Here is a 19,220-nt window from a genome sequence, read left to right on the forward strand (position 1 = left end):
AATTGTAGCCGTATCAAATGCACCCTCTGCATCCTCAACTCGTAAACTCACCTGGTAAACCCCGGCGGTATCGAAAGTATGCGATGGATCTTCTAAAGCACTGGTTGCACCATCATCATCAAAATCCCATAGGTAACTAGTAATAGCCTTGTCGTCCGTAGAGTCATCACTATTAAAGTTAACCGTTAATGGCGCCAAGCCACTAATGATATCCGAATCTGCGGCAGCTACTGGTGGGGTATTCCCTCCGTCAGCTGGAATTACAGAAACATTATCGTATATAGCATTGGTAATTACCCCATCGTTATGAGAAGTCGTAGCCAATCCTACCTGGATGGTCTCTCCCATGGTGATATCTTTTCTACCAATCTCTTCCCAATTGCCATTAGAGTCTGATGCATAGCCAATAAAGGTATTTCCTTCACGTACCAAACGTACGTAATGAGGATAGTCATCTATTGGCACCGGACCTAAGTTATTATCCGCGGGCGTCATATTTGCTCCGGCAGTTGGTCTATCCTGTAGAGTATAAGACAAGCCATCTCCTACTGGATTTGGAGAGAATGACATCAGTACTTGCGCCGAATTAGGAGCAGTGGTATTTCGCATCATAACTCCGGCTTTTGCCCAAGGATGGGTAGCGTCTAAAGCCAATACTCTGGCAATAATTTCTCCATCACCCGTTAACGGCTGATAAACAAAATGGAATTCATCACTTTCGTCCCAGATATCTCTACCGGAAGCTTCCACCTGAAAGGTTCCATCGTCAAAACATGCACTTCCCGCAGCAGCTACGTTACCTATATCTGAACTAGTCCAAGGATCTGGTACTGGTCCACAGGCAACAGGATCTCCAGTTACTACAATTTCTAAGGTAGTATTATCTGTTAACCCTTCTGCATCTTCAATACTAAGGCTTACCGTATAGGTGCCTGGTGCTGTAAAGACATGTTCTGGCTCTTCCGCAGTAGAAGTCGCTGTATTATCTCCAAAGTCCCACAAATATGTAAGATCTCCATTTCCTTCTGAGGTACTGGCACTTAAACCAACTACCAAAGGAGCATCCCCAGTGGAAACATCAGATGTAGCTCTGGCAACCGGATCTATGTTCGGTAAAGACGAAACAGTTATACTAACCTGAGCCTGATCTTGAAGACCTCCTGCATCAGTAACCGTCAAAGTAGCCGTAAAATTACCTGCTGAGGTATACGTATGCTCTGGATTTATTGCGTTGGAAGTAGCCGAGCCGTCTCCAAAGTTCCATAAATACCCAGAAATAGCATTGTTATCATCAGTCGACTGATCTCCAGAGAACTGCACAATTAGCGCAGGTATTCCTTCATTTATATTAGAAGTTGCCACTGCAGTAGGAGGCAGATTCTCTTCTACTACATCAATAAGGACATCCGCAGTTGCCGATAAGCCATTTTCATCTTCAATAGTATAGGTAAAAGAATCCGGACCTACATAGGATCCATTGGCGGTATATAGCACCGTGTTCTCTCCTTCGTTAAGTTCTGCAGTTCCGTTACCCGGGTTACTTACTAGGGTAATTGTCAGGTCCTGGCCGTTAGGTTCACTATCGTTTGCCAATAAATTTTCTAACAATAATGGCACTCCCTGAACCGCCTGAATTTCATCATCCTCCGCAATTGGCGCTTCGTCTATTGTAATAGTAACGGAAGTGCTCGCAATTAATCCGTTGCTATCTACCCCGTCAATATCAATCTGGAAACTACCCGACGCATCGTTAGGCACATTACCTGATACCAAACCTGTAAGAGGGTTAATATTTATCCACGATGGTAATGCCCCACCTTCATAACTAGCCGCATAGGTAAGTTTATTCCCCGCGTAGCCAATGTCAAAAGCTTCTGTAGCCTCCACAGAGAAATTAGAGCCTACTGCAACAAATAGATCCTCAATAGGCTGTGCCGTTGGCACCTCCAAAGGTCTAATATTAGTAAAATAAAAGGTATTATCATTCCAGTCACAGTTTGCACCTCCGGCACCACAACCAGAGCCAATATAATCCTGCATTACCAAATATTCATTTGGGATAACATTTCCATTATGGTCTATGACACGGTAAACTCGAAGACCTAAAATTCCGTCCGCGTTGTTTCCGTTAGTCTGACCTCCCGAGCTTCTGTAACCTGCCACCTGAATTCTAAAAGGTTGATTAATACTCGTGGAGGAATCAAAATTTATTATTGCCGGGTCCGTTTCTCCGCTTTTTACCGGTAATAAGGACTGATACCAAGCGTTAGAATGAGCAAAGTTAATTCCCCCTACGGTAACGTCTGCACCTACCTGAATAAACCTTGCATTTGCAGAACCTGTGCCATGTAATGCAGAAAGCTGTAAGCCATAAACTGGCTGACTGGGGTCGGCTACTACATAGGCACTAGGTAAGATCATATCGCCTTCATAACCTGCGTTGATATTCTCTTCAAGAGGGTAATTAGAGCTAGGTCTAAAGGGAACATTGTTTGGAGGCGAGATGGTTCCCTCGTCATTAACAATACTCAGCATGCTGGATTGGAAACCAAAGACATCAAATACTTCCTGCCCATTAATCTCGTCCCCACCTTCTGGTTGAGGCGCATATCCTCCATGTAAGCTTGCTTGGTTTTCTAAAGCATTATCCGCATTAGAAATTATTTGAATGGTTTCTAAGAATAAGCCATTATTACCATTCCCAGTTGTTCCAATAAAGGTTATTGGAAGATCTACGTAACTACCCACTGGTACCGTAAAGCCAGGTCCCTCAATGGTTTCGCCATTGGCATCCAAAATCTCAAAAGTATAGTCGTTCGGATCTGAAACGATTATTTCTGAAACCACAAGATCACCAGATCCTGTATTATTTAATCGCATTGTATTAAAGTCTCTCCACTGTGCACCATTGCCACCTTGCTGACCTAATCTGTAGAAGGTGTAATAATCGTCTGCAGGGAAACCTCTGTCTGTTCCTGGTATCTTGGTCATGTTTTCTATGGCCAATAAGGCACCAGAAGGAGTTTCTATGTTAAAATTGAACGTTTGTTCTGTAATATTTCCGTTTGCATCTTCTGCTGTTACTACAAGGGTATGTGGTCCTACATCCGAGACATTTAGTGGCTCGGTATATTCTTCCACTCCTGCATCATCTAAGTTATACTCTAACCTTACGATACTTCCACTACCGCTTTCGTCTGTAGCTTCTAGAGTAATGTCCACCGCACCTCTATAGGTATCTTCGTCGCTTTGATTACCATCAAAAGTAGCCACTATCGTTGGAGGTATAAGTGCTGTATTAACGGGAGCCAAACGTATATAGTTTAGTTTAACATTCACACCGCCCGTACCTAGACCTAATCTCAAAATGCCATCGGTTACCTCTACTATGCTAGTATCAGAACTATAAGTAGGTCCACTAGGATCTGCTTCTTGGTTGTAATTAATTATTTCTGTACCATTTGCGTCCAATACGTGGTTACTATCCGTAGCCGTCGCATCACCTACACTTAGATTAACAGAGTAGGTACCATTGGGTAAATCTACAACCCACTCCCTATATGGAAAAGAGTTGTCATTCCTGTGTCCCAATATGGTTAATGTCTGTAATAGTATACCATCTCCAATTCCTTCTGGTCTATTCCTAACGTTTGTTTCAGCACCCGCAGGTGTTAACGTACCAGGCAATACCCAGCCATAGGTAACATCCCCAAGAATTGTACTTTGCACCCCATATTCGGTACCAATATCGTCGACATAACCAGACGGGGAAGGTTCAATATTATTAGGATCAGGAGTTCGGAAATTAAACTGATAGGTATAAACCAATTCGTTGGTTATTTCCAGATTTATGTCAAAAGTAGCGTCTTCATAATTAGGTGAAGAAGCCGTAACGGTAGCCGTATAAGAACCAATTCCTAAACCGGTATTATCGATGCCAACATCAAAAGGAATACTCAGATTAAAGTTCTCTGGCAAGATTACCCAATCCTCACTGCTTTCCAAGGTGATTTCTGAGCTTACAACTCCTCCTGTAGCTGTTAAACTGATTTGTTGTACAGGAATATCTTCCTGATTTACTGCTACAATATAGTCTAGACTTTCCTTTGTAAAGTCTAAAACCAAACTGCCATCCACAAAAGGCTCAACATTACTGAGAATAAAAAGATAATCCTGGTAATCCCCATTGGCTGCATCTTCAAAAGCAATCAAATAGCTATTTTCAATAGGATTACCATCTCTATCCCTATTAGGGTAAATTCTGGTCCTATGTGTAACTCCTGAAGTCTGAATAGCGTTAAGCCCATCTTCCGTATAATTAAACCTGTTGAAAAAATTAGATTCTGTGTAGATTCCGAAGACGGCTCCCTGTGGATCAAAAGAAGTATCACCCGACTCTAAAATTGGGAATAGGGTCTGTGCATTGTCTATACCATCGGCTTGCACCCCTACTTCATTAGTTGTAATTGAACCATCTATATTGGTATACCATCCAAAAGGTAAGGTCTCTGCAGGAGAATAACGTCCTACGGACACAAGAGTTACAGGTTCATTACCGGCCTTTACCCAACGCTCGTCTTCTAATTCATCTCCAACCGGAGCCGGATTTGTACCGTTGGATAAACTTGTCCAACCAACATCAATTCCAATTCCTAAGGCATCTACTACATCCTGTAATGGCGGCTCTTGATTGCCTTCATAACCGGCTTTCTTAAGACCGTGCAGCCCTATTTCGAAACTAGGATTATTAGGATCGTCGCTTTCTATCAGCAAAGCAGCTTCCTGATATCCAAGGGCAGAACCATCTAACCCCGCTGCATAAACAACAGTATAGTCCTGGCTTTCCCCCGGTTGCAGGGTTACTACCCCAGATGGGGTAACTGAAGTAAACTGGCTAGCAAAAGTACCGGTAAAGGAAGCACCAGTTATATTAAGCACCTCATTTCCATCATTGGTTACTTCAACCACTTTTGTATCGGTTTGCTCGCCTTCATTAGGGTTAGTATTATTCGTGACTTCAAAAATCAACTCTTCTGGGGCAGCCACAATTTTAGGTCCGCGGGTTGCCTGAACATTGGCACGTAAAAGCACTAAGCCTACATTGGTGTTACCACCTCTGTCGTATTCAGAAACATACATGTTTCCTGTATTTGGATCTTCTACTACGTCTAAAGGATCATCAAAACCTTGTAAGCCGGGTACGTCGCCATTCGCATTGGCAATATCTCCATTACCCTGGGGTTGTAAGACAATAATATCGTCTTGTCCGCTAAAACGAACCACCATTAACAGACCCTGTAGTTTGCCGCCAAAGGCATCACTTTGGTATTCGATAGCCCCATTTGGAGATTTGTTAAAACCAAAATCATAGGCCGGTTCTCGGTAATTTGGATCTGGACCCAAATTGTCTGGATATTTACTAACATCCGTTGCCGGTTCTGATTCTTGTCCCGGAACGCCACTATAAGGAGCTCCTCCATGGTTCAATACAAATTCTCCCCTAAGAGGATTTGGATGTCCGTGATAGGATCCTCCTTGCGACTTAAATAACCAGTCTTTTTGTGTCTCGCCACCATTTAGCGCTGGGACGTTGTTTGGTAACACACCAAGACCATCAATTCTTCTTGCCAAAGGATCTCCTATCGTATAGGCTGGTGAATTTGGCGATGAGTTATTGTTCCCAGCAGTACCATTGGTAGGTATATATAACCAACCGTTACTGTGCCATACAAAGTCATAGGCATTTCGAACTCCAGAAGCAAAAATGGTCAGGGGTGAATTAACAGAAAACGGATTATAGGTATTATCACTCATTAAAATACTTCCCGAAGGCGCTGCATTAATCACCGCAATATCATCGGTAGTATAAGCACTTAAGGGCAGGGTATTTGGTAATTTGTCTAATTCTACCTTTAGTATTGCAGCAGACAATAGTTTTTCTGGTCTAAAGTCCCAGGCTGCATCCGGAGCACCACCAGCGGAATTACTTCCTTGATTTATATAAAGATCTCCTTGATCATCAAAAATTACGCTATTGGTTAAATGATCTTTCTTAGACCTAGGTAAATGCACAATAATATCCTGTACATCGCTTAAGGTAGGACCACTTAATCTGGTTAATTTTCCGTCCCATTCCGGACCATCAGAATCAGAAGCTTGGCTATGGGTTACATAGGCAATTAAATTTTCTGCCGTAGACGACGGATCAAATACTAGTCCAATAATAAGTCTTTCGTTATTGTTTCCTGGTCTCGATCCTCCTTCCGGATCTGGGGATCCAAGAAGCTGAGGCGTTAATATTTCTTCATTTTCAAGGGTTCCATCGGCCGCCATATCCCATCGGAATATTCTACCGTCCGATTGGAAGTCTCCAATGGTACTACCGTACAACTTCCCGTCGGGTCCTATGACTAGGCTAGAGAAACGTTCTCCTTCTGTAGTTGGCAGAGCCACTTGGGTGAATTCTACACCGGTAAGGTCTAGATCCGGAACCGTTGTACCATCCCCTGTTGTAAAGTCAGAGCGGAACGCCTGGAAAGGGATTCTTGTAGTGAGGTCTCCGATAAGGTTAGCCTCTATAGCGTTTGTTGTTCTAAACACATAGTCGGTAAACGGTTGTAAATCACTTAAAGGAGTTAAGGTAATTGCATCTCCTCCGCCTGTATCATTAGAATTGGAAGGAACTAAAATTTCATCATTCCCTACCACTCTATACAGATTTACATTGCCTGCAATAGTGCCTTCATCCAGTTCATATCCTTCGGGCGTATTTACCGATACGGTGATCTGGAAGTCTGTAATAGCTACACCATTGCTGTTATCAGCAGGATTAACATTCGTAAAGAATGCTCCTGAACCAACCTGACCTCCAATAATTTCAATAGCAGAAATAATCGCATTGTTGGTAGTGGCCGTGAAATCGATAGTTAAATTTCCATCCGTTACAGTAATATCAGAAAATGTCTCTGTTATCAAAGTTCCGGGAGTAGCTTCTTCAGTAAGGTCATAATTAGATAAAGAACCTTGTCCTCCTTCAATATCAACATCGAACACACGCACACCTGTACCTCCTGCTCCTCCACCTGGTACTCCAAAGAAAGGTTCTAAGAAATACAGTTTAACTGTATATGGTCCTGCTCCTGTTACCGGTATAGAGTATCCGAATGGTGCTCCCGGACCTGACCCAGCTGCATCGTCATTTGAGAAACGGTATTCCAGGAACAAGTCATCTTCAGTGGTGCCTGCCACATCAAATATCTTAGATGACACTTCTGAATTGCCCGTTAAAAATGTTTCGTCTAATTCCCAAACGTTACTCTGTGCGTCTGTATACGTTGTCGTACCACCTGCATTTATTCTTAGAGCTACCGCACTATTTTCCGGTGTAATCGCAAAATCCTCAAAAGTATAGGTCACAGTAGCTGCGGCCTCTCTTCTTTTGGTAGCAAAAATCCCTGCAAAACTCTGATCATCATAGGCTGCATTACCGGCCAAATAAGAGGCTGGTAAAGGTAATGCTGTAAATGCCACTTCCGTACCCCCGTTTATGGTATAATGAGGTACAAGTAAATTATTATCTACATCTACAAAAAGTCTTAATTGAACCGTACTGGTATTTAATCCAGCTACCGAAGTAACCTCTTGGTCATCGCCAGCAGATATACCATTAGTCTCAGAGCGTAATTCTACTTGTCCGCCACTATTCGCGACAAGTTTTACGAAGTTATCCTCGTCCAGTCCAAACCAAATTCCGGCCTGTTCCGAATCGTTTGAGCCATCGGTATAGGGATTTACAATGGTAGTTGTAATACTAAAACTACCATAAGAGGTGGCGTCGAATCCAACGCCTAAAGTATTCACCTGTGAATTTACATCTGTACTTTGAGTGCCTCCAGACCCTTCCGTTCTATACGCAATTCCGTTATTGGCTTCCAAGATGAGATTCCCGTTAGTTAAGCTAATTTTCCCAGGCTCATAACCCAAAACATCTGGATGTGAGATAGGTAAGTCTGCAGCCAATCGCACTGTTGGATTATCTACCATGGTAAACCCTGTATTAGACAAACCGCCTTCTGTACCATCAAATGTTAGGCTGTATGGCAGAGCTACTGGAATTTCTTCACAGTCTAGCAGACTGATTGGCGCACAGTTAAGCGCAGGAGTATTATCTGCAGGTCTAATATTTCTAGCAATTACAACAATATCCTGATAATCGAAGCCAGTAATATGCTCTTCCGTAGCGATAATATAAGCATCTGTCTCCCCTGGCAAGGCATATACACGAACATGGTGCGGAATATTACCAGTGAAAGTATTTAGAACATCTTCGCTATATAATTGTCTGTTTTGGAATGCAGGCCATCTGCTATAGAAACCAAAGGCCTGTGTTCCCGGATCAAACTGATCTAATCCTGTTAAAGGTGGATTTAATCGTTGTCCATTACTCACAGGGGTATTATCAACCGTAAAGAGCTCATTGGTAGCTGAGGCATTACCTGTCTCATACCATCCAAAAGCCACAACAGGATCGGAACCTGTTGGTCCATAAACGCTCAATAACTCTAAGGTTACCGGAGCATCTATTGCCCTTTCGAAGCTTTGTATATCTAATTCATCTCCTAAAAGATCATTAAAATCTAAACCATTAGCAGGGTTGAAAATGTTTGTAGCTGGATCTTCATCTCCTACATTCACAGCTCCTGCCCCTAATTGTGTATCTAAGATCCATTGCAGAGAAGGCTCATTAGAACCACCTGTACCCTGCTTTCCTAAACCATTCAGGGGAATAACAACATCGTCTACATCTGTTCCAGAAATGGTTAATTGGGCAAATTTTGGACCATTAGAAGTAGGGCTAAAGACTACGTTAAATGCATCAGAATTCTGAGGATTTAGGCTAGAAGCCAAACCATTGAAGCTAAACTGATCGCTATCCGGCCCCGTAATTTCTGCAGTAATTCCTTCTAAGTTGGCATTTCCAAGGTTAGAAAGAAGTATTTCCTGAGTAAAGTCGTTACTTGTAATGGCATCTCCTACCACTTCTTCCGCATCCAAAACAATCAATGCTTCTGGTGAAGCCTGGGCACTAGGTCTTAATAGAATAATTTCACGTTGCCCGTAGTCAGACACATAAATATTTCCTGTGGTTACATCTTCTACAAGATCTAAAGGATCATTAAATCCTGTAAATCCTGGGATTCCTATTTTAAAGGTATTGATGTCTCCGTTAGGTCCGTCGGGTACAAGGGCAATAATATCGCTCCCACCACTATACCTAACAACCAGTAAAGCTCCGGTTAGGTTACCGTTCTCGGCATTACTCTTATATTCAATGACACCGTTTGGCGATTTATTGTTTTCAAAATCAAAGGCAGCTCCTCTATAGTTAATATCTGGTTGCACTCCATCATAAGTATTTCCAGATTGATTTACATCTGCATCTCCTCTATTTAAAACAAACTCTCCACGCAAAGGGTTAGGGTGCCCATAATAACCCAATGGATTAGATGGGTTTAATCTAAACAACCAATCCTTTTGAGTATTATTACTGTTCGAGGCAGGTATTACCGGGTAGTTTCCGCTAATGTCATCGTGATCATAGATGCTGCCATCTGGTCTTCTTGTATCATCAATGGACGCGGGCGCATTACTTCCTGCGGCTGTTCCATTAGTTGGAATATAAAGTTGCCCATTAGAATGCCAAACTAAATCGTAGGCATTTCTAACTCCAGTTCCAAATAAGGTTAAAGGCGCATCAAAATAATAAGGATTATAAGTCCCATCATCCGGAATATTGTTTTGGCCAGACTCTGAATAGGTAGTACCTCCAGGTGAGGCTAATGTAGGAGAATTTACATTCGCCTCGTTAATCGTCGCTGGGTCCATTGTGGTTTTAGCATTCAAAGGCCATTGTCCTTCTGGTAATTTATCCAAATCGAGGCGCAAGGCAGCAGCTGAAAGCAAGCGTTCTTTTCGCTGTCCCCAAGAATTATCCGGAGCTCCTCCGGCTGTATTACTCCCCTGATTAAAGTACAATACATTGTTTTCTCCAGGTCTAAAAGTTATACTGTTGGTTAAGTGATCTTTTGTAGACCTAGGCAAATTAGTAACAACTAAAACCTCGGTCTGTAAGTTGTCTCCTGTAAGTCTAGATATTTTACCATCCCAAGCAGGAGCTCCACTTAATCCACCTGAATTGTGTGAAATATAAGCGATAAGATTTTGTGCTGTAGCATCCGGATCAAAGGTTAGGCCAACAGAGGTTCTGCTGTTACCATAGTTACCTTTCCAGGCATTCAGATCCTCTTTTCCTGAAAGGGTACCATCACTTTCAATGGTCCATCTATCAATATCTCCGTTTATTTGTAAACCATATAATTTTCCGTCAGGACCAATCGTTAAGGTAGTATACTGCTCACCAGATGCAACTGCTCCTTCATTTGAAAAGGACACGTTGTCTAAATCGGTTACAGGTCCGGTATTACCACTTCCTGTGGTAAAGGTCGAAGCAAAGGCTTCAAATGGCTCTCCCACTAAGTCCAAAACCCCTTCAATCTCGAATCTGTACTCTGTATTTGCTTCAAGAGGGGCAGAAGGAACAAGGTTAATAGCGTCTCCGCCACCTGTACCATTTACACTGGCTAGAACCTGATTTCCATTGGATACTTTAATAAGTTTTACACTAGTTGTAGTAATTGTGTTATTGTCTACACCCGCGTTATTTTGTGAATCCAGATTAGGCAAAAACAGATCGTTAGCCGAAATACTTGTATTTACCGGTACGCCAATGGCACCGTCGTCTGGATCCACTCCTACAACTCTTGGCGTTTGTACTCCACCTGCAGTAGCAGTAATCTGTACATAGTTTATTTTGGTATTAAAACCACCGGTAGCATCAAGCGTTAAACGTCCGTCCTCAACAGAAACTACTGCACTTCCAGTAGTAAACTGTTCTGGGTCATTAGCCACACGAACAGGAGTATAACGATCTACCAGGGTTGTTCCTTCAGCATTCAAGCTATGGAATGGTGTAGTATCAACTGGGTTAGTACCATCCAAAGATGGATCCCCAACGCTTACCACAACGTTATAAGACCCGTTAGGTACTTCTATTTCCCACTTGCCTTCTGTAGCGACTCCGTTAGACCCACCGGTATCCCCATATTGCATATGGATTAAGGTCTTTTCTAACAAAGAAACAGTTGAATTTCTATTCCGGGTATTTGTTGTGAGGTCTATTGGTGCATCTCCTAAAGTTAACCATCCATAGGTAAGGTCGTTCCCTCTGTCTCCATAAGGGTCTCCACTATCCCTTTCATAGTCTGCGGGAGGAGCTGTAGCAGGATCCGAGAAGTTGATATTTACGGCAAAATCGTTGACCGGCTCGGTAATTTCCAGAGTAATCTGTAATTCAGCGCTCGTATAGCCAACATCAGCTGGTTGTTCAATTGCGAAAATTGTGGTACTATAGTTCCCAGGTGCAAGACCTTCTTCTATACCAAATTCCAGGTCTCCAAGAACTGGGTTCTCAGGCAAAATTAGCCATGACGCTGAATCCGGATCATCACTTAATATAATTGCGGGACTACCTTCGCTTGCCGTCAGAGTGGCTGTTTGAGGTGCAATACTACTTCCTTGTTCTCCTGAGAAACTAAGTTCTGTTACATCAAAAGAAAGGGTAGCATCCTCCGAGATAGTAAAATAGTCAAAAGTTGCATCAAAAGAACTAGCATTACTTCTATAGGTGGCATAAACCCCTGCAAAACTAGCGTTTCCTACCTCTCCATTTATCTCTTTCCCGCTTAAATATGCAGCTGGTAGCACTAAGTCGTCAAAATTAGTTTTAACCAGTTGGGTAAAATTAGTATCATCCAAAGAATAAAAAGCAGTTAGTGTTTCTGCTTCTGGGTCTACCACCAATCGCAAGGTCACATCTTGTCCCGACACACCAAGTGCATTAACCTGAATTTGATCTGGGGAGTCCGCTCCGTTTGCGGAAGCACCACCTATCTCCCTACGCATCTCAATATTGTTGTTGTTAACATTGAGCTTTACGAAGTTTTCATCATCTATTCCAAACCAAATTCCAGCCTGTGCGGAACTTCCCCCGGTAGTTATTCCGAGTAATTTTGTTTCAAGGGTAATTGTTGATGTAATGTTTTGTAATCCTACCCCAAGTGTGTTTATCTGGGCATTATTATCTAAATAGGCAATTCCTTTATTTGCCGAAATCACCAGGTTATCTCCTGTAAGAGCTAGGTTTCCTGGCTCATATCCCGGTACGTCTGTATTAGAAGGAGTACCGTCTTCCGCGACTCTTGTGCCCGAATAAGGATCCACCATGGTAAAGCCGGTGTCACTTAGGCCACCTTCTGTCCCGTCAAAACTAAGGGAAACAGCATTACTAGTTACGATTTGATCACAGGGTAACGTACTAAATGGGCTACAAGGTGAAGCTTCTTCCGTAATTTCTTCTGTTACTACCTCGGTGTAATCGGTACTCAATCGGATTGGACCAATATTTCCTGTATTGGCAGTACTTGTAGTACTGATAAATATTCTACCCAATTCAGGTATACCTACTACAGTCTGATCTTCGGTTGCTGCTATCCAACTATTGTCTCCTTCTGCCAAGGTTGGTGCAATAGTATACTCATAACTAATAGTACCAGCACCATCCCATACTCCTTTAACAACAAACTGTAACAATTGGTCAGGAGCAATTTCTGTCTGACCCATATTGGAATTAGAAGTGGCAAGTCCTAGTCGAGCATAATAGGTTCCTCCATAGTTTCCAATGATGTGACGAACCCATGCGGTCCCTTCGCCACCATCGTCATCTACCCGGATAGCCACACGAATTCTATTTCCCTCGCTTGCACCTAAGGCCTCTACTTTAAAGTAGGTGCCATAGTAGAATGGCACATTCGCTTCAAGAGCGACAGGATTGTTTATTAGTGTTTGGTAATCTATAACCGTATTATCGTTTTCAATCCTTACCGAGTTGGCTACGCCGGTAGCAATAGAAGTGGCGACTACTGGTAAATCTGGCTTTGAATTTTCAGGAATCCAAGCTCCACCAGATACCGTTTCTAGATCTCCAAGAGAATAATCAAAATCTTCTATGAAGGCGAAGTCTCCGACTGGAGGAACAACTATATCTTCCTCAACATTTATGGTTATCGAAGCCTCAACCTGATTGTCCCCATCACTAACTTCTACTGTTAATATGTACTGAGGCGTAGTGTCAAAATCAAGTGCGTTCACCGTAGTAATCTCCCCAGAATCCTGGTTTATAGTAAAATCTCCTGCTTCATTACCCGCGGTAATAGCAAAATCCAAATCTGCAACATCCGTATCTGCATCTGTAGCTACTACTGTATCTACTGCATCTCCTATGGATGCTAGTTCCGATACTGTAAAAATTTGGTCGTCAACTACAGGAGGAATGTTCGTATTCGTATCAGCCTCAACACTAAAGTCATCAAAAGTGGCTGTGAATTGGCTACCATTTCTGTGGGTAGCAAAGATCCCTGCAAAGGAAACATTGTCCTGACCTCCTACTGCATTGATATCTCTTCCTGTAAAATAATTTGCTGGAAGCAATAATGTTCCTAAAGAAGTTCTGGTTCCCGCTCCAACTGTGTAAAAGGCCTCTACCGATAAAGCAGTAGGATCAATCACCATCTCCAAGACAACATCATTGCCTGAGGCCGATGCATTTACCTGAAGTTGGTCTGTATTATTGTTTGCTGATGCCCCTGCGCGCTCTACTCGAAGTTCTACATTGTTATTATTGATATCGAGCTTAACAAAATTATTCTCATCAAAACCATACCAGAGCCCTGCCTGTGCGGCATCCCCTCCTGTAACTATATTTAATAGCGTGGTTTTTATCGTTATTGTCTCGGATAAATTATCCAGACCTATCCCCAAAGTATTAACCTGGTTATTATTATTACTACTTCCAATATCAGGATCTAAATAAGCAATCCCAGCCTGTGATTGTATGGCCAAAGTACCACTACCTAAAGTAAGTAAGGATGGCTCATATCCATTTATCCTTGGATTGGAAATAGCTAAATCTCCAGCCCTTCTTGCCTCCGAATGTTCTAAAACCGCTGTAAAGCCAGTTCCTGATGCATTTGTATCAAAAATAGTATTGGCTACTGGGGCAGAAAAATCTAAATTCACCGGTAAACTAACCACTACCGCATCACAAGGTAGAATACTCAATGGGTTACATACATCTATAAGATCGATGGTCATTTCCGCGCTCGACGCATTGGTCCCATCGCTTACTTCTACGGTTAACACATATTGAGGGGTAACCGCAAAATCAAGTGCGTTCACCGTTGTGATTTCTCCGGTATCCTGGTTTATAGTAAAATCTCCTGCTTCATTACCCGAGGTAATAGCAAAATCCAAATCTGCAACATCCGTATCTGCATCCGTAGCTACTACAGTACCTACTGCATCCCCTACTACCGCTATCTCCGTAATATCAAATTCTTGATCCAATACAACAGGAGGTGTCGTGACTATAATTTCTTCCGTAACTACCTGAGCATAATCGGTACTGAGTCTGATTGGTCCAATCTTCCCATTATTGGCAGTGCTGGTAGAACTAATAAATATTCTACCTAATTCTGGTGTTCCTGTTACAGACTGAGATGCAGTAGCTGCAACCCAAGTATTATCACCTTCTACCAAAGTCGGTGCAATAGTATATTCATAACTTATGGTACCTGCGCCATCCCACACTCCTTTTACCACAAATTGCAAAACCTGATCAGGATCCACGCCAACCTCTCCAACTGGGGCGGCATTAGAACCAGCGAGCCCTAATCTAGCGACTAAAGGACCATTATTTCCGTTCCGACTTATCATCTGTCGGACCCAGGCAGCAGCCTCACCACCACTATCATCCACTCGTATAGCAACCCGTATTCTATTGTTATTGTTAGTCCCTAGATCTGTTATTTGGAAATAAGTCCCGTAATAAAAAGGAACATTAGCCTCTAAGGCAACAGGGGCATCGATTAATTTCTGAAAATCATGAACTGCTATAGTGCTGGCATTATTTATCGATAAAGAATGGGTTGTATTTGGCGTTAGTCCATCTTCCAGTACCGGAATATCTGCCAAACCTTCATCTCCGGATTGTTTTACCCAATCTCCATTGGATAGCACGGCAAGATCTCCTGTGGAAGGGGTATAGCCATCAAAGTCTTCAATAAAAGAGAAGGTATTTGGTAAACCCTCTGTGACCGTAAGGTCAGCATCTAAAATTGCAGGTTTAAAACCAGCAGCTGTGGCTATTATTTTATCATTTCGTGTATCTGAAGCAGCAAGCGCACTGGCATCTATAGCAAAGGTAAATTCACCAGGAATATCTGTTGTTGGTAAGCTTAACCAGTCATTAAAATTGTCTGCGGTAGTGTTTACCGGATCATCCTCTATATTTAGTGCTATCGCAGTAGCCCCGTCTCCAGAAAGGGTACTTACAAAAGAACCTGTTTCTCCAGCAGCCAAACTAGGGCTAGCAGTATTAGGACTAAATACCAATTCTCCTGTTGCAGGAGTACCAGTACTTTCCACTACTTCAATATGGGTAATCTTGGAATTAAAACCACCTAAACCATTCATCGTTAAAGCCCCATCAGTAACCTCTACTATCATGGTAGCTACTCTGGTCTCAGTACTAGATGGTCTAAATGCTGGGATAATAGTATATCCCTCGAGGGTAGCTGTATGACGACTGTCTAATTGGTTTGCTTGCTTATCCCCTAAGCCTAAGGTAACTTCATAAATACCATTTGGAACTTCTAATTCCCAATATAATTCGTTTTTACGCGGTTGTCCATTTCCCCATCCTGCAATATTATCGCCTTGGAAATGCACCAAAGTACCCTCTAATTTTTCTTGATCGGAAGCATTATTATAATTCGTAATATTTCCCAAACGCATTCTACCTACTCCTGTAGAATTACTTGCAGCTTCATCAGAAGCATCCCATGGGGCATCAGTAGCTAGAAGCTTCCAGCCGTAGTCATAATCTGTACTATTCACTGTTACCGAGGCATTACCAAATTGTTTCCCATAATCAGGCAAGTAACCCGTGGGTGGGGTAGTACCAGAAGGATTGTTTTGGAAATTAATTAATGCGGCAAATGGAGCTAAAGCCTCTGTGACCGTCACCTCATATTCTTGTACTGTGGATCCGTCCTCGGCTGTTACCGTATAGCTAACTGCTCCAGCATCAAAATCCTGTGCTACTCCAGAAAGTGGTGCTATAGTTGCTCCCGCAGACAAAGTAATCGTTGGAACAAGGCCCGTAAGACCCGTGCCATTGGCCACTTCTAAAGTAACCGTCCCATTGTCTGTATCAATAGTCGCAGAACCTGTCTCACCAGCTATCGCAAAGGTTAAGATTTCCGTGGCATCACTTTGGACCGCCGGTAATATCTCAATTCCCATTAAAATACCTCCATTAATTGAGGCTAAAAAGTCTACATTAAGTTCTCCATCAGCAACTGTAACATTAAAAGATTCAACATATGGAGTCTTTTCTCCAGCGGTTACAAAAAGGTCTATGTCGTCAATTACAACAATATCCTCCATGATAACATCAAAAATCCGTGCATTAGAGGCAGTCTGGAAATTTTCTACCATGTGTAGAACAACCTGGTAATCCCCATTGTCTAAAGGAAATGCGTAACCAAAGTCTGGGCCAAACCTACGAGGAATATACAGGTCTTCATTACCACCAACTACAACATAAGGGTTAGTACTCGTTTCTGAAGTACCTACCAGATAAGAAGTATCTTCGGCCTCGAAAAGATCGCCATCTAGGGTATATTCGCCACCAGCAACATTCATACGGAATGGAGTGGAAATAGGAACTACTGGGGCCTCAGTTACAGTTAGATCGGCATCCAAAACAGCAGGTTTAAAACCAGCAGCGGTAGCAATAATCCTGTCATCTCTTGTGTCTGTTGCTACAAGTGCACTAGCATCAATCCCAAAGGTAAAGTCTCCCAATACATCGGTAGCAGGAAGGCTTAACCAGTCATTAAAATTGTCTGCGGTTCCATTTACACCATCATCATCAATAATAAGGGCAATATCCGTTGCCTCGGCTCCTGATAACGCACTAATAAAGGAACCCGTTGTCCCGGCTTCCAAAGACTCACTAGATGCAGCAGGATCAAAAGTTAATTCACCATTTACTGGTGTACCTGTGCTTTCTATGATATCAATATGTGTAATCTTAGAATTATAACCTCCAAGACCACTCATAGTTAAGGCAGCATCTTCAACTTCTACTATCATTGTGGCAACCTTAACTTCTCCTGGGGTGGGCCTAAAAGCTGGAATAATGGTGTAACCCTCAATAGCGGCACTATGTCTACTATCGACCGAATTACTGGCATCTCCTATTCCAATCGTTACTAAATATGTACCGTTTGGAACAGCTACTTCCCAGATTAATTCATTACCCCGATTCTGACCACTCCAGCTACTAATGTTATCGCCTTGAAAGTGCATTAACGTCCCTTCTAGTTGCACATTGATATCGGTAGTCGTGTTATAGGTATTCCCTATTCTGTTTCTTCCTGCTCCTCCGTTTCCTGTAGTGTTAATTGGCGTAAGATCATCAGCTCTTCTCCAACCATAGCTATATCCATCGGAGGTTTGATTTACCGCAAATGCTTCACCAATGTCCTTGTCATAACCCGTTGGGGGTGCTAAGACGCCACCACTGTTGCCATTAAGCTGATCGCTCATAAAGTTCACATGAACTTCAATAGGAGCAGCAGTTTCTGCAACACCAAAACTATTATAGGAAACCACCAATGATCCTCCAGTGGATCTTCTAGTTGTTGTCATTATACCCGCATAGGTCAATGCATCGGTTGCTATATTGCTATCATGGTCGGCTCCCGTAATAAATTTAGCTGGTGCCGTTAAGGATACACCATCTCCGCCGACCTGTATTTCTGCAGCCCCGTCAATACTGTAAAATCCACTTACTGAATTATCGGAAGGATCTACCGAAATTCTAAATGCAATAGTGCTTACACCGGCAATATTAAAGCTGTTTGTGTTGAGCTCGTTTATAGTTAAATTAGTGGTATTGCCTGTCCCATCGCCTTGTTCCAAAGCAAGTTGTACTTTTTGCTGTGTCCCGGAACTCTTAACCAATACTAATTTGGCAAAGTTATTCTCGTTAAGTCCAAACCAGATACCTGCTTGTTGCGATCCAGTACCCCCATTGTTCGTAGAACCGGCAAAATTTGGCTGTGCCATGGTCGCAGTTATATCTACTACATTACTCGTTATACCCACACCCACTCCCAGAGCATTCATTTGAGAATTTGTAAAGGTACTTGAAGGCGTACCTGAGAGTTGACTAAAATTAATTCCGTTAGTGGCAGTTACATTTAAGGCTCCGCCTGAGACGGAAAGATTAGCACTTATCAATCCAGGAATAACCAAATCATTAATAGTCTCGTCTGCTGTTAAGGGTGAAGATGGCGGATCTACCATGGTAAATCCAGTTGTATTAATTCCTCCCTCAGTACCATCAAAGGTCAGGTTGAAAGGTGTCGCCAATGAAACGTCTACCTCAGAACAGTCAAGTGGACTCAGCGTTCCACAAGGTGTCTGGGCTGTTACCATTTGTCCTAATACTAATAAGAGTGCAATTAGAGTAATTTTTTTCATAATGATCTGCGTTTAACGGGTATAGCAATTAGTTTTTGAGGATATAATAAAGTCTGCCCGGCATCTAAAAGTTGCGAGCTTTTTGTTGGTCCTTGTTTTATAAAATGCAAGAGAGGCGCTAGTTGCGATTGCAAATGCACCAAAACGGATGGAGTGCTAAAACTCCTTAATAAAGCGATACAGGCCATAAAGGCTAATATCAGGATCAAGTGGGGTTGGTCCTTCATGTATAGCTGGTCTAAAAAATTGAATTCAAATAATCAACACCAAAAAAAAAGAGGTAAGTTCTGCTAGAATGTGGGGCATTTTAACAATTGAAATATAGAACAAGAAGTTTTAAGAATGCCTTAACATAGTCTGTAATTGGCTATAAATAATGATTTAATCGATGAAATGCACTATTTATCATCGACGAACTGCACGCTTTCTAGAGCTTTGTAAAACCATTCTTTTAAAAAGCTTAAACAAACTCTGAAAAATAGTTTTACAAA

The 19,220-nt window shown here is 42.3% G+C and carries 1 protein-coding gene; it reads right to left on the minus strand.

Annotated features, from left to right (window positions below; translation table 11 throughout):
• A partial coding sequence (locus PXG98_RS12495; RefSeq protein WP_276391554.1) for a PKD domain-containing protein occupies positions 1-18,729 on the minus strand: 18,729 nt, incomplete at its 3' end.
• Between the last annotated feature and the right edge of the window lie 491 nt (positions 18,730-19,220).

Origin of the sequence: Eudoraea chungangensis (assembly GCF_029360665.1) — a bacterium.
Lineage (GTDB): Bacteria > Bacteroidota > Bacteroidia > Flavobacteriales > Flavobacteriaceae > Eudoraea > Eudoraea chungangensis.